Genomic DNA, 14,305 nt, shown 5'->3' with positions numbered 1-14,305 from the left:
TGTAAATAGACCCGTTTTAGTTCCAGGCATTTTTTGAGATCCCGGCCAAATGATTGTGTTGCCGATATTCCTCCGGCGTCATATTGTTCAGTGATTCATGCGGGCGTTCACAGTTATATTCTGACACCCATCTTTCCGTGATTTCCCGCACTTCATTCAGCGTTCTGAACAGATAAAAATCGAGTATTTCTGTACGGTATGTTCGGTTAAAGCGCTCAATAAAAGCGTTCTGCGTCGGCTTACCCGGCTGAATAAATTCCAGTTTTACTGCATGTTGCTCTGCCCATTCAGCCAGTGCAAGTGAGATAAATTCCGGACCATTATCCATGCGTAGCATGACCGGATAGCCGCGATTTGCCGCGATCCTGTCGAGTACACGGACCACGCGCAAAGCTGGCAGATTCAGATCGATTTCAATCGACAATGCCTCACGGTTAAAGTCATCAACGACATTGAACGTGCGAAAACGACGGCCACAGACCAGAGCATCATGCATAAAATCGACAGACCAGCTCTGGTTCAGCGCTTCCGGTGTGGCCAGTGGCGAGGGATTACGCACCGGCAACCGTTGTTTGCCTTTACGGCGAAAATTCAGCTTCAGCAGACAATAAATACGATGGATCCTTTTGTGATTCCACGGGTATCCCTGCCGCCGCAGAACCTGGAAAAGTTTTGGAAAACCGTACCGTGGGTATCGCTCTGCCACTGCCTGTAACGCGACAATAACGGGTTCGTCACGCGTGGTATCCGGACGGTAATGGTAAACCGTTCTGCTCAGGTTCAGACTCCGGCAGGCCTGACGGATACTGAGTCCAAATGTCGTTATCAGATGAGTGACCAGCTCACGCTTAAAGGCTGGTTTTAAAGCTTTTTTTCGATAACGTCTTTCAGCGCCCGGTTCTCAAGGCTCAGGTCGGCAAACATCTGTTTGAGACGTCGATTCTCGTCCTCAAGATCCTTGATCTTTTTAATATCAGAAGCCTCCATGCCGCCGTATCTGGACTTCCAGTTGTAGTAGGTGGCTTCAGAGATACCGGCCTCCCGGCAGACATCTTTAACGGTTCGTCCGGCTTCAACCGATTTAATTACAGCAATGATCTGATGCTCAGTAAAACGGGCTTTACGCATAGCGATCTCCTTTGTTGGCAGAGTGATTATGCCGGAGGGTCTCTAAATGTGAATGGCACGATTATGCGGGATACTTACAAAGTAACCTACCACCTTTTTTCCTTTATTGGTTGCATAGGTATCCGCCACTTACTGTAACTTCGTGATAACAAAGAATTGTTCTGGATCAACTTCATAAATTCTTTGATTTCAAATTGTTATTCACGTACTGAATGATTACTGGTTTCACATGATTAAATTTTAACTTCAAATGAAGTATTCATTATCCTGATAATTAAAAATATTGTTCATTTAGAATGAAACTTTTAATTAGTTATTGCCGCAAACTAAGTTTACATTGCTTTACACTATAACATGCATGGCATATGCAACAATTATTAAGGTGATGATAGTTAAATGAAAATAAATAATTCGGCAATGATTCTGGTACTAGGGACGTTGTTCTGTGCACAAGCTCTAGCCGATTCAGAGAATGTAGTAACTGGTGGGTATGCACACACTAAAACGGCGGGAAACAGCTTTAATGGTGTGAATTTCAAGTACGGCTATACACCTGATGAATTTGACCTAGGTGTGGTTTCTTCTCTTACGATAACAGCGAATAGTAATGATGATATTGATCGTGGTTATGGTTCAGCTCTGGTTGGTGCAAGTTACCGTGTGAATGATGTTTTGAAACCTTATGTGATGATAGGTGTGGGCCGAGGTGCTGTTAAAACTGATGGCGATACCGATACTTCTACGGGCTTTGCATACAGTGCGGGAATCCAGTTAACCCCCATTTCTGGATTTACTGTTGATGCAGGCTATGAGGGCTCTAAGGTCTTTGGTTCACAGGTTAATAGCTTTGTTGTTGGCGCTGGATGGAAATTCTAAGGAATTAATAAATGAAATATTTGATGATGGTAGTTTGCGCTTTATCAGTAGTCTCGCTATCTGGCTGTAAGAGTCTGGATCAGCGTTTAAGTGAATGTGAAGCTCATGGCGTTGACAGAAATATTTGCTATGAACAGGACCAGGCTAATCAGCGCCAGTATCAGCAAACTAGTGCCACCCTAAGTAGTGCGAATACAATGGCAGATGCCTACAAAGAAGGCAGCGGCGATAGCAACAAGAAAAAGCACAAGTCTAAATTAGATAAGTTTTTTGGTGATTAATTTTCGGTGGGTATAATGAAAAAACTAATTGCGGTTTTTATTATTTCTTCTGCACTGATTTCTAACTATGTTCAGGCAACTACTAAAGTTTTCGAACCGCATATTAACTCAGCAAAAAAATCAGGTGCGAAACAGTGGAAGGGAATGAAGTTAGAAGTAACTAAGAATGGCCTTACAGTCGATGGTAAACCAGCAGCGGTATCAGAAACGAATACGGAGGCGACTGTATATCAGCAAGGGCTGTTTTCGTATGTCGTTTATGTAAATGGCAAGATTGCTGTGATGGATGATAAAAACCAGTTTCAGGGCTATGCAAAATAAGATTTGGCTTATCGACTGAAGTTATTAAGAGAATTTGGATAAGTTTCACAGCACAATAACATAATCTGAAATTTAAAGAAGCATGTGAAAGAAGTAGTAGGATAATTTCTACAGCCTCCAACCATCATCGGAGGCTTTTTTTACGGATAAAAAGAAACCATCAGTCTAAATAACATGCTCCCCGTTGATTAAGGCTAGCGTTCGACCCATTGAACTCACAGCTCATAGCGGACCTCAGCGGCAATAAAAGCTTTACCATCCAAGTTTGCTAATAGCGGTAGCGCTGGCGTGAAAAACTTGGATTGTTGTTTAAAACTCTTCCCCAAAACTAAAAACAAAGTTTAGATAATCAATGAGTTGTAAAAGGCAGTTACTGACTGTTTTTGAAAGTAGAAAGCCTGATAATTTCAGCTTTATCAGATGGTTGCTGTGATTTTGACAATGTAATGCTGCGCCCCACATGGGTTGGGTTGAAGCGGCTGACCTGATTGTTAAAGGTATGGAAGGCGCAATCAACGCCAAGACCGTAACCTATGATTTCGAACGTCTGATGGACGGCGCTAAGCTGCTGAAATGTTCAGAGTTTGGTGACGCGATCATCGAAAATATGTAATCCAGATTCTGGGTTGTATGAGAACGGGAGCCGAGAGGTTCCCGTTTTTTTGTGCACAGAAAATCCCAGTTAGGCTGGGGGTTCCGGAAAGCTTTCAGCTTTGGGCCAGTTATTAATATCCCTTTTGATTTGTTAAAACACCTTGCGGTCTGGCAACTGCAAGGGTTAAACAAGAAATCAAAAGGGGGTCCCAATGGGGGGCGAAAAGAGCTTAGCGAACACCCGATGGAACTGTAAATATCATATAGTTTTTGCGCCCAAATACCGAAGACAAACATTCTACGGGTAGAAACGTAGGGCGATAGGCAGCATCTTAAGAAAGCTGTGCAGATCATATCCATATGCTTGTGGAAATCCAGCCCAAAATGAGCGTATCCGGCTTTATGGGGTATCTGAAAGGTAAAAGCAATCTGATGTTGTATGAGCAGTTTGGTGATATGAAGTTTAAATACAGGAACAGGAAGTTCTGGTACAGAGGTTACTACGTCGACATGGTAGGTAAGAACACGGCGAAGATAACTGTCTGCAGGAGTACATCAGGACGCAATGCCTGAATTAACTGAGCCAGCTTAATTGCGGATTTCTTTTACCTGGGTGTCCAATCAATTAAGCACAGTACAGTGACATTATCATGCGTCATGTCGCCGCAGTGTTCCGCATTAACTATGACTGTAGCCCGATGTGGTGATCTTTCATGCGGGTTTGTCCCTTATGCCTGCTTCTACGGGGCTGAGTGTAAGAAACCGGACTACTAGTTCAACTATCATTATATTAATGGATTATTGTTCTCAACATCTTCCATGTATAAAAGCGTATCGTCAACAGAGTAGTAATGCCGTTTGTTATCATTGACATCCGTAACCCATCGGAAAACGCCAGCATTGATAAGTGTTGCAGTATATTCGCGAAATGTGGATTTCCCGGAATAATGAATCTGGGCTGCTTTTTTTACTTGTTCCGGGTTCTTGTTTGTGCTGACTTTCAATAAGTCTCTTTTCCCTCTTATTAATATTACTTCATCATTTTCTGTAACAACTCTAATGTTATCAGTAGCCAGGTAGTAAATATAATAAGCAATATTCTGGCGTTTCAGTTCAGAGTAAAACCACGGAAAGTTATGTTCCTTTCTCACTTGCTCAAACATCTTTTCAAGAACGTCAACCTGATCCATCAGGATTATAACCTATTGTTAGTCATGAGAGCGTGTAGTGTGCACGATCGGTTTTATCACTTCAATCTGGTCTGACCTTTTGGTACGGACAGCGGAGCCATGAGAGTAATTGCGCGCAGCCCATATACGCGTGCGCACTTGGTGCATGCAATTATTCTTTTGCTGAAAGTTTGTACGGAAATACATGCAGAGCGTTTGCTGCTATGGGATAAACGCCCAGGCCTTCTGTTCTGGCTTTGATTTCCTCGAAAGAGAGTGAAGGGGAGGGTTCTCGTCCGCCCCACAGATTAATGCCTTCAGGAACATCGTCCCGGCTGTACTCCTCGGCGATCTCGATGGTTCCGCCACTATTCAATTCGATCACGACGCTTTTCCCGTCAACAGGAATGAGGTTACCGTCATTGTCTGTGATAAAGATTTTCATTTTCTTACCTCTTATTAGTACATGTATATGATAACAAAATTGGAAAGAGGGATGTCACTATTGCCTTGATCTCTTCAAGGATAATTTTATTTAAAAATCAATTTGTTATGTTGTGGTTTTGGAAATGTGACTCGACGCATGGCGACTTTTGTTTCTGTCTACCATGCTCTGTAGAGATAAATTAGAACACGTCAATGCTCATCGCAACGACTGATCAGTTTTCGCTACAGGACATGAGAATGCGCAAAGCACTTTTACCGGTAACCGCTGCGGTGTGTCTTTTTTTGATCGGTGTTTTTATTCTTAATATGCAGCTTTGGTATTCATCTTCGACAGAAACCCTTGGAGGAGCCCGATATGCCGTTAAAAATATGGATAACATACTTGATGAAGCTTTCCAGGCAACCCGTACCGCAAGGCATATTGCTGAAAAAAAATGTGATCTGGAGGGACAATACCAACTTGGAACCGAAGCTGCACTTCGCCCTCATTTGCGAACGCTGATCATTATCCGGCAGGGGAAGGTTTGGTGTACGTCATTGCCGGGGAATAGGATTTTACTTAAGCAAATCCCCGTAATTGCTGATACAAATCTGTTGCTGACTCCCGCAAGAAATACGGAAAACGAGATACCTGTTCTGCTGTATCAAACTCGTTTTCAAACCAGTCGTATTATTGTCACTATTAGTGGGGTGCATATTCGAGGGGCTCTGAAAGTTCCGTTAAAGGGAGTAGCATACTCATTGCTTGTGGGTGACGCAGCACTCGGTTTATTGGGCGATGTAAAAACCGTTACAACAAGCGCACGTGCGTCTGGTCAAGTTAATTCCGCAAAGTATCCGTTCAGTATTATTTATAATAAACCGCCACTGTTTAGTGCAAAAAGACTGGTTACACAGGGTTCAGGGATTCTGGTTTTTATCCTGTTAATGTCTTTTGCAGCCGCTTATGCCATTGATAAGTATCTGAACAAGAACGATACCCCTGAAGAAACGTTGCGCAGGGCGATAGTAAAAGGAGAGATGGTGCCTTTTTATCAACCTATCGTAAATGGTCGCGAGGGGACGTTACGCGGTGTTGAAGTGCTGGCCCGATGGAAACATCCAAAAGCCGGGTATATTTCTCCTGCTTCCTTTATACCTGTAGCGGAAAAATCAGGCCTGATAGTGCCACTAACTCAAAGTCTGATGAGGCAGGTCGCGGCGAATATGAACGCCATTGCCAGCAAACTGCCATCCGGCTTCCATGTCGGCATTAACTTCAGCGCATCCCATATCACATCCCCTACATTCGTGCAGGAGTGCCTGCATTACAGGGATAGCTTTAACCGCGATGACCTCAATCTGGTAATCGAAGTTACTGAGCGCGAGCCGTTAGATGTGGATGAAGATCTTGTGCAGAGGCTCAATATCCTGCATGAGAATGGCTTTGTGATTGCGCTGGATGATTTTGGTACGGGCTATTCTGGGCTTTCTTATTTGCATGACCTGCACATTGATTACATTAAAATCGATCAGAGCTTTGTGGGAAGGGTAAATGAGCTTCCCGATTCAACCCGAATTTTGGATTGTGTTCTCGATTTGGCGCGCAAGCTGTCTTTAAGCATCGTTGCTGAAGGGGTTGAAACGAAGGCTCAGCTTGATTATCTCAACAAAAACAACATTGTTTTCCTACAAGGGTACTATTTCTATAAACCAGTAACCTTCACTGAGTTCGTCATGATTCTGCTGTCAAAGCCTAAAGTGAAGGTTTTTGTCGAATAAATACAAGATAACCTAATTGATGAAAAGTGAGCATGAAATCTGCTTCGGTAGCAAAAATCCGACGATTATCTTTATCGTGAGGCAAATCTCGGATTCTGTTATTTAAAATCTATACCCTTATCGATGTGGTGGTTATTTGTGTTTTCATATACAGCAACTGGATAATAGTATGGCAGATATAACATTCGCGATGGAGCGTGATTCAAGTCACAAAGCGGCGAAAAATAAGTTGGATGTGCGAAGCAAAGCGAAGAACACAAATCGCAATCAGCTTGCGATTGCCGCAGTCCTGTTTTTAGGCGGTATCGTCGGGATTATTGTTTTGGCATTATATCTAATGGTGCAGGAAGGGGTATTTTTGTATTAATTGTTTAAATATTCTTATATGTTAAAATAAGATGATGATTATATCTTGTGTCTTCTCTCAGTAATATTCTGCTGGTCGGGGTATTAGTGTGCCCCGACCAGCAGGATCTTATAAAATTAGAACTGATAATTTAAAGATACCCAGTAGTTACGACCAGGGTTTACGTATCCGGTAGTGGATTGTGCAGTCTGATAATAATCACCTGCGTAGGTGCTATTGCGGCCCACCTGGTACAATTTGACCTCACTAAAGTCTTTATCCAGCACGTTATTAACCGCCGTATTAAGCGTCAGATCTTTGGTCAGCTTATAAGACATCCCCATGTCGACAACGGTCCAGGCTTTTAAATCAGCGCCTTTATCGTCATAGACGGCCTTTTGTACCGCACTAAGGTTGTCGTAATTTTCGGTAAAGCGTGGGGCTTTGCCGCGATAACGTGCGCTGAGCCAGGCGTTCATATCTTCCGTTGCCTGCCAGTTCAGACGGGCGTTAGCCATATGTTTTGGTGTGTAACTTAATGGCGCGCCTTTATTGTCACCATCTTTTTGCTTGCTCTGAGTGTAGGTGTAGTTGAGAGATAAGGTCAGCACATCCGACCATAGAGGGAAGGTGCTGGCAAATTCAACGCCATCGGTTCTTGCCTTGCCGCTGTTGGTATAGCTGTTGGTATTATCATCGATAGAATATGAGACAATTTTATTTTTGTATTCGGTATAGAAGCCGGTAATGTTGGCGTTAAGCCCGGCGTCGTTCTCGTAATACAGCCCGGTTTCGTAGCTGATACTTTCCTCAGGTTTGAGGTCCGGGTTACCGACCGTATTCACCGTTCCCTGTGCGGTTACACCGCTGATCCCGTTATGCAACTGGCTTAGTGATGGTGCTTTATATCCTGTCGTCACGCCGCCTTTGAGCGTCCAGGCGTCGGAAACGTCCCAGACCATATAGGCACGCGGGCTGAGATGACCGCCAAAGACATCGTTATGCTCATAGCGTGTTCCTGCGGTTAAGGCCAGCGAGTCGAGAATATGCCATTCATCTTCCGCATAGGCTGCCCACGTTTTTTGATGGAACGTCTCGCCGGTATTGGCCAGCACCACACCATCTTTCATCCGTGCATCCCAGTATTCTCCGCCAAGGGTTAAGAGGTGTGAATCACCTAATGGCGTCAGCAGCACTGAGTCAAGAATGACGTTGGTGTTCTTCAGTTCACGCGCGTCACCGGCCCGGCCTGCGTTCTCTGGCGTGAGTGCGGAAGATACCAATTGCCGGCCTTTGTTTTCGGTTTCATTCCAGCCGAGGGAGGATTTCCAGGTGCCGAACGTTAAGGCTGTATCGTGGCCGAGGGTCACTTTGTTACGCTCATAGCGTAGCGTTTTATCATACCCCCCTGTCAGGTTGCCCAACTGCCCGTCATCGTTGTCATAGCGCTGTCTGGCGGAGTCGAGATCTAACCATAACGTATTGTTCTCGTTGGTTTTCCAGTCGAGACGCGTGCCAATATTATAGTTTTCCGACTCGGTAGGATAAGGTACGCGGGTGGAGGAGGTATCGCTGAGGGAGGTGACGCTGGAACCCTGACGCTGGGTTGTGCTCCCCCGAACCTGCATATCCAATACGCCCGCAATCAACGGGCCGCTTGACCAGAAGTTGGCGACCGTACTGTTACCCCATTTATTACTCTCTTGCAGGTTAACGCCGGTATTGATGGAAGTGCTCCATTTATCGGTGCTTTTTTTGGTGATGATATTCACCACGCCACCGATTGCGTCGGACCCATAAAGCGTCGACATCGGGCCGCGGATCACCTCAATATGATCGATCGCCGCCAGTGGGGGCATAAAGCTGGTATTCATGGCAGAGAAACCGTTTGGCGTTACGTCGCTGCTGCCGTTTTGACGAATACCGTCAATCAGGATCAAGGTATAGCTGGCAGGCATGCCACGGATGCTGATCTCCAGACCGCCGGTTTTACCGGTGCTGCTTTCAACATCTACCCCTTCAACAGAACGCAGGGCTTCACCTAAGTCATTATATTTATTGGTTTGTAACTCTTGCTGAGAAATAACAGAGACGCTGGCGGCGGCATTGGTGATTTTCTTTTCATAACCGGAAGCGGTTACCACCATGACATCTTCAGCAAATACCAGGGGGCTGGAAAATCCTAAACAGGACAGAACGACAGAGGCAACAGGTTTTAAACGCATAGTCAAACTTCCTTTGTTAAAAATTCAAAGGCAGTAAGATAATTGATGGAAATGATAATACAAATAATTATCATTACAAATTTACATAACTTGTCACTTCTGGTGTTTTTCTTGAATAAATATACATAAATTGTCATGAGTTTTAGATAAGGAATTAGCAGGAAGGAACAATAGTCCGCACAGGCAATTATTAGTTCGGGATTAATATCCCTGTGAATAAATGGCGAGGGATTAATCAATTTTCTGAGATTCACATCGTACTCATAACGGAGTATCAGAAAAAAGTATGATAATTTTAGAAAATCGTCATACTTTTCTGCGCCGCATCATTTTTTTCGTCATTTCTGTCCGCCATAATCCCTTCCCCAGGAGACTGCTTAACGTCGGTAAATCGTTATGCAGCATAAAAATAACGTAAATCTGGATAACATAATGATCAAAGGCAAGCTGGCACTGCTTACGTGCGCATTGACTCTCGCATTAACCTCACCACTTCTTGCCGCGCAAAATGCGAGCGAAGGGCAGACGTTAAAACTGGCAATTGGACCAGAACCAACGGAAGGGTTTGACCCGATGCTGGGCTGGAGTCATGGCAGCTATTTGCTTTTGCATGCACCATTATTAAAACAAAATGCAGATATGAGCTGGGGAAACCTGCTGACGGAAAAAGTAGAGACCAGCGCAGACGGCAAAACCTGGACATTGACGTTAAAACCTGACCTTAAATTCTCTGATGGTTCCCCGCTAACCGCTGAAGATGTGGTGTTCACCTATAACAAAGCAGCAAAAAGCGGCGGCAAAATCGACATGGGAAACTTCACCCATGCCAGCCTGAAAGATAACCGTACGGTAGAAATTACGCTAAATAGCCCACAGAGCACCTTTGTGAATGTGCTGGGTTCTTTGGGTATTGTTCCGGCGAAACGGTATGACGAAAAAACATTTGCCAAAAATCCGATTGGCGCGGGTCCTTATCGACTGGTGAGTTTTCAGCCGGGACAGCAGTTGATCGTGGAGGCTAACCCTTGGTATGCCGGTAAGAAAAATGATTTCAGTAAGCTGGTGTTTGTCTTCCTTGATGAAGATAACGCTTATGCCGCAGCGCGCAGCGGCCAACTGGGACTCGTACGTATCGCGCCGTCGATGGCGGTCGCTCCTCAGCAGAAAAATTTGAAACTTTGGGTACGCGATAGCGTGGAAAACCGGGGCATTGTGTTCCCCATGGTTCCTGCAGGTAAAAAAGACGCCAATGGCTATCCGATCGGGAACGATATCACTGCCGATGTTGCCATCAGGCGCGCCATCAACTATGCCATCGACCGTAAGCAGCTTGCCGATCAGGTCATGGAAGGTCATGCGATTCCTGCGTATAGCGCGGTGCAGGGGCTGCCATGGCAGGGGCAATCTGTTGCGTTCAAAGATGGCGACAGCGAAAAAGCCCGCACTATTCTGGAAGACGCCGGCTGGAAGGTGGGTAAAGACGGCATACGTGTGAAAGACGGTAAAGAGGCTCGTCTGACTTTATGGTATGCCAGCGGTGACAGTACGCGCCGGGATTTAGCTGAGGCCGTACGTGCGATGCTGGAACCGGTGGGAATTCAGGTATCACTACAGTCCGGAAGCTGGGAAACCGTTGAGCGTCACATGCATGCGAACCCGACGCTATTTGGTTGGGGAAGTCTGGATCCGATGGAGCTGTTCCATCATTACAGTAATCAGGCCGCGGGCGTGGAATATTACAATCCAGGCTATTACAGCAATCCTGTTGTTGAACAGCATCTTAAACAGGCTATCGATGCCCCGGACTGGCAAAAGGCGTTGCCTTTCTGGCAACAGGTGGAGTGGGATGGCAAGCAAGGGGCTGGCGTGCAGGGCGATGCTGCCTGGGCATGGCTGCTGAATATTCAGCACACCTACCTGGCAAATCCGTGTATTGATTTAGGCAAAGGCGCACCGGAGATTCACGGTAGCTGGTCACTGCTCAATAATCTGGACGAATGGACCTGGACCTGCCGTTGATGAAGTCTGTTGTGGGCCATTTTCTACGGCTGATAGTGTTATTAGTGCTGGTTGCGGCTGGCACTTTTGTGCTGCTCAGCTTTTCTCCAGTCGATCCGATTCGCGCTTATATTGGCAACGATCTCCTGCATGTGCCGCCGGAGCAATATGCACGCATTGCTGCTCGCTGGGGATTGGACCAGCCGCTATGGGAGCGTTTTGGTCACTGGTTTTTACGGGTATTGCAGGGCGATCTCGGCTATTCCATGTTGTTTAATGCGCCGGTTGCCAGCGTGATCAAGGAACGCTTTTCCACCTCGTTTGCGCTGCTTGGCGGCGCGTGGCTACTCTCCGGCATATTGGGAACGGCAATGGGGTTTGTCGCGGGTCGCTACCTGAATCGCTGGCCGGACAAAGCAATCTGTCGCCTCAGCTATCTGCTCTCCTCGTTGCCGACCTTCTGGATTGGCATGTTGCTGCTGGCGTTATTTGCCGTGCGCTGGCCGGTATTTCCGGTCTGCTGCGCATGGGAGCCGGGTAACAGCGGCGATATGGCCATGCTTCCCGAGCGTCTGCGCCATCTGGTGCTTCCCGTTTGCGCGCTCAGTTTGCTGGGACTGGGACAAATTACGCTTCATACGCGGGAAAGCATCGCCAGCGTAATGAAAAGCGAATTTGTCCGTTTTGCACGTTCCCAGGGAGATAAAGGCTGGTCACTGTTACGCCATCAGGTTCTGCGTCATGCAATTACGCCTGCGCTGTGTTTGCAGTTTGCCTCACTGGGAGAACTGCTGGGAGGTGCACTATTGGCCGAAAAAGTCTTCGCGTATCCAGGACTGGGGCAGGCCACCATTGATGCCGGATTACGCGGCGATCTGCCGTTACTGATGGGGATTGTGTTGTTCAGTACCGTACTGGTGTTCATTGGCAATTCGCTGTCTACCTGGCTTGTCCGTATGTTGAACCGTGCTCTGGAGCGACCTGATGCTCTATAACCCGACGCCGACGCTAATTCGTCTTTTGTTCTCTTTCAGCTGCCTGTTATTCATTGCAGTATATGGTGCCGCAATGCTGGATAATCCGTTGAGCGTTAATCTGCTTGCCCGTCATCTTCCACCTGATGCGATGTATTGGTTTGGCACCGATAATCTTGGTCGCGATCTGTGGATCCGTTGTTTTCAGGGGGCACTAACCAGTCTGCAAATTGGTATTGGTGCGGCGTTGTGCAGTGGCTTGATTGCGTTAATGATGGCGGCGGTTTCGCGCATACATCCGCGTCTGGATGTGCTTATGCGCCTTATAACTGATGCCATGCTGTCGATGCCGCATCTGCTGTTGCTTATTTTGATCTGTTTTACGCTGGGCGGCGGGAAAAACGGGGTAATCATGGCGGTTGCACTAACGCACTGGCCGCGTCTGGCGCTAATCCTGCGTGCTGAAGCGCAGCGCGTGGCCCACAGTGACTATCTGACGTTGACCTGGCGTCTGGGGCACGGCCATTTTTACTGCTGGCGGCATCACTATCTACCGGCGTTGTTACCCCAGTGGCTAACGGGAACATTGCTGATGTTTCCCCATGCAGTGTTGCACAGCGCGGCGTTAAGCTTCCTCGGTTTTGGACTGGCACCGCATGAACCGTCGCTGGGCCTGCTGCTGGCGGATGCGCTGAGGTTTATCAGTCATGGCGACTGGTGGTTAGTGCTGTTTCCTGGACTGATGCTGTTCAGTCTGGTGATGTTATTCGATCAGCTCGCAAGGGCGGTGCATCGTTTATGGTTACGAGGTGACGCATGTTGAGTTTAAGGCAGGTCTCACTGGACGTGGCGCGTTATCGCTGGTACGGCGCGAAAAACTGGTCTTCGCTGTTGCAGGATATCTCTTTCGACGTAGCGCCTGGTCAGATGGTGGCGCTAGTTGGAGGAAGTGGAGAAGGTAAAAGCCTATTGCTGCAATGTCTGCTCGATCTCTTACCAGACAATTTGCGTTTCAACGGCGTTATTACCCTGGAAGGTAAAACGCTGGACAGTGATGACATTCGCAAATGTCGTGGCAATACCTTTAGCTACGTCCCGCAAGGTATTCAGGCACTTAACCCGCTGCTCTCGATTGAAAAGCATCTGCGCAGGGCATGCCAGCTTTCTGACCAGCAATGGAGTGCCGGAAAAATTGAACGATTGCTCCAGCGTAGCCGACTGGAAAGTCGCGTATTAGATGCTTTTCCGCGTCAGCTTTCAGGCGGTATGGCAAAACGTGTTCTGGCCTGTCACGCGTCTCTGAGTCAGGCTCGCTATATTCTGGCGGATGAAATTACCGCCTGGCTTGATGCACCTCTCGCTAATCAACTGCTTGAACAGTTGCGTGAGCAATGTGAGCAAGGGGCTGGCGTTTTATGGGTAACGCATGACCTCACGCTGGCGGCCCGCCATGCGGATCGTATTGTCGCTCTGCATCAGGGAAGGGTGTCGGATAACGTCAGCCGGGAACAGCTGTTACGCGGAGAGATTAGCGAACACCTGCAACGACAATGGCGGGCGCTGCCTGAAAGAAATCAACTTTTTGGAGAGCGCGATGCTGTGCTGTCGTGATGTAACAATCCGTCAGGGGGAAAAGGTTCTGTGGCAAAATCTGACCTTTTCTCTACGCCCTGGAGAACGTATTGGGATTTGTGCGCCCAGTGGAACTGGCAAAACGACGCTGGGGCGTGTGCTGGCGGGCTGGCAGAAACCAACTTCCGGTGACATTCTGGTTGATGACCAACCTTTGCCGATGCACCAGTATTGCCCGGTGCAACTGGTGCCACAGCATCCGGAATTAACTTTTAACCCCCGACGCAGCACCGGTGATGCGGTGTATGATGCATGGCGACCGGATGCTGCAATGCTTACCCGTCTTCACATCAATCCAGAGTGGTTAACCCGCCGTCCTGGACAACTTTCTGGTGGTGAACTGGCGCGAATTGCTTTACTTCGCGCGCTGGACCCGCGGACACGTTTTCTTATTGCCGATGAAATTACTGCCCAGCTTGATCCTTCTATTCAACGGGATATCTGGGCGCTGCTGCTTGAAGAATCTCAGCGTCGGCCATTGGGTATGCTCATTATCAGTCATCAGCAGGCACTGCTTGATCAGATCTGCACGCGAGCGCTACTCTCTTAGGTC

At 47.2% G+C, this 14,305-nt stretch carries 14 protein-coding genes and 2 pseudogenes; 12 read left to right on the top strand and 4 right to left on the bottom strand.

Going from position 1 to position 14,305, the window contains the following annotated elements; genetic code table 11:
• Window positions 1-16: 16 nt before the first annotated feature.
• Window positions 17-1,128, bottom strand: a protein-coding gene (locus OGY72_RS23290; protein WP_103848104.1) for an IS3 family transposase whose coding sequence is annotated in 2 segments (ribosomal slippage) — window positions 17-867 and window positions 867-1,128 — 1,113 coding nt in all. Because the reading frame shifts where the segments join, the coding sequence is not laid out codon by codon here.
• A gap of 396 nt (window positions 1,129-1,524) precedes the next feature.
• On the opposite strand from OGY72_RS23290, the gene OGY72_RS23285 reads away from it, so the two are divergent.
• From OGY72_RS23285 to tnpA, 5 genes and pseudogenes are all read left to right on the top strand, one after another.
• A complete protein-coding gene (locus OGY72_RS23285) occupies window positions 1,525-2,004 on the top strand; it encodes an Ail/Lom family outer membrane beta-barrel protein (protein WP_148362095.1) in 480 nt (159 codons plus the stop codon).
• An 11-nt stretch (window positions 2,005-2,015) separates the two neighbouring features.
• Complete coding sequence (locus tag OGY72_RS23280; protein ID WP_126318412.1) at window positions 2,016-2,285, top strand: hypothetical protein; 270 nt, start codon at window positions 2,016-2,018, stop codon at window positions 2,283-2,285.
• Window positions 2,286-2,300: 15 nt separating this feature from the next.
• On the top strand, window positions 2,301-2,606 hold the full coding sequence (locus OGY72_RS23275) for a hypothetical protein (RefSeq protein WP_286549808.1): 306 nt from the start codon (window positions 2,301-2,303) through the stop codon (window positions 2,604-2,606).
• 457 nt (window positions 2,607-3,063) lie between these two features.
• Window positions 3,064-3,219, top strand: a pseudogene (locus OGY72_RS23270) (isocitrate/isopropylmalate family dehydrogenase); the annotation flags it as partial.
• Window positions 3,220-3,412: 193 nt separating this feature from the next.
• Window positions 3,413-3,737: pseudogene (tnpA, locus tag OGY72_RS23265) on the top strand (IS200/IS605 family transposase); the annotation flags it as partial.
• Between the two features lie 248 nt (window positions 3,738-3,985).
• Here tnpA and OGY72_RS23260 read toward each other — a convergent pair.
• Together OGY72_RS23260 and OGY72_RS23255 are read right to left on the bottom strand one after the other, a co-directional pair.
• Window positions 3,986-4,390 carry a DUF1398 family protein gene (locus OGY72_RS23260; protein ID WP_063941460.1) on the bottom strand — a complete coding sequence of 135 codons (405 nt, stop codon included), beginning with the start codon at window positions 4,388-4,390 and terminating at the stop codon, window positions 3,986-3,988.
• A gap of 151 nt (window positions 4,391-4,541) precedes the next feature.
• Entirely contained in the window at window positions 4,542-4,814 is a 273-nt protein-coding gene (locus OGY72_RS23255; RefSeq protein WP_063941461.1) for a hypothetical protein, read from the bottom strand.
• Window positions 4,815-5,053: 239 nt separating this feature from the next.
• Between OGY72_RS23255 and pdeG the strand changes: the two genes are divergently transcribed.
• Both pdeG and OGY72_RS23245 read left to right on the top strand, forming a co-directional pair.
• Window positions 5,054-6,577: a cyclic di-3',5'-guanosine monophosphate phosphodiesterase PdeG gene (gene pdeG, locus OGY72_RS23250; RefSeq protein WP_286549805.1), complete on the top strand. Its 1,524-nt coding sequence runs from the start codon at window positions 5,054-5,056 to the stop codon at window positions 6,575-6,577.
• A gap of 169 nt (window positions 6,578-6,746) precedes the next feature.
• Window positions 6,747-6,944 (top strand): hypothetical protein, encoded by a 198-nt coding sequence (locus OGY72_RS23245; protein ID WP_003832412.1) that lies wholly within the window; start codon window positions 6,747-6,749, stop codon window positions 6,942-6,944.
• A 116-nt stretch (window positions 6,945-7,060) separates the two neighbouring features.
• Here OGY72_RS23245 and OGY72_RS23240 read toward each other — a convergent pair whose 3' ends face one another.
• Window positions 7,061-9,148, bottom strand: a complete 2,088-nt coding sequence (locus OGY72_RS23240) for a TonB-dependent receptor (RefSeq protein ID WP_003832414.1) — start codon at window positions 9,146-9,148, stop codon at window positions 7,061-7,063.
• A gap of 396 nt (window positions 9,149-9,544) precedes the next feature.
• On the opposite strand from OGY72_RS23240, the gene OGY72_RS23235 reads away from it, so the two are divergent.
• The 5 genes from OGY72_RS23235 to OGY72_RS23215 are packed head-to-tail and all read left to right on the top strand — an operon-like array spanning window position 9,545 to window position 14,302.
• The gene (locus tag OGY72_RS23235) at window positions 9,545-11,167 is read left to right on the top strand and encodes an ABC transporter substrate-binding protein (RefSeq protein ID WP_149384618.1); all 1,623 of its coding nucleotides are present in this window, start codon (window positions 9,545-9,547) and stop codon (window positions 11,165-11,167) included.
• Complete coding sequence (locus OGY72_RS23230) at window positions 11,167-12,141, top strand: ABC transporter permease (RefSeq protein ID WP_148362681.1); 975 nt, start codon at window positions 11,167-11,169, stop codon at window positions 12,139-12,141. Before OGY72_RS23235 ends, OGY72_RS23230 begins: the two co-directional genes overlap by 1 nt.
• Window positions 12,131-12,943, top strand: a complete 813-nt coding sequence (locus OGY72_RS23225) for an ABC transporter permease (RefSeq protein WP_003832419.1) — start codon at window positions 12,131-12,133, stop codon at window positions 12,941-12,943. The genes OGY72_RS23230 and OGY72_RS23225 overlap by 11 nt, the downstream gene beginning before the upstream one ends.
• Window positions 12,937-13,731 (top strand): ATP-binding cassette domain-containing protein, encoded by a 795-nt coding sequence (locus OGY72_RS23220; RefSeq protein ID WP_126956065.1) that lies wholly within the window; start codon window positions 12,937-12,939, stop codon window positions 13,729-13,731. Before OGY72_RS23225 ends, OGY72_RS23220 begins: the two co-directional genes overlap by 7 nt.
• A complete protein-coding gene (locus tag OGY72_RS23215; RefSeq protein WP_003832423.1) occupies window positions 13,715-14,302 on the top strand; it encodes an ATP-binding cassette domain-containing protein in 588 nt (195 codons plus the stop codon). Before OGY72_RS23220 ends, OGY72_RS23215 begins: the two co-directional genes overlap by 17 nt.
• Window positions 14,303-14,305: the final 3 nt, after the last annotated feature.

The organism is Citrobacter sp. Cpo221, from assembly GCF_030332345.1.
GTDB classification, from domain to species: Bacteria; Pseudomonadota; Gammaproteobacteria; order Enterobacterales; family Enterobacteriaceae; genus Citrobacter; species Citrobacter portucalensis.
The sequence above is the reverse complement of the archived record's forward strand: the minus strand, read 5'-3'. Positions and strand labels throughout refer to the sequence as shown.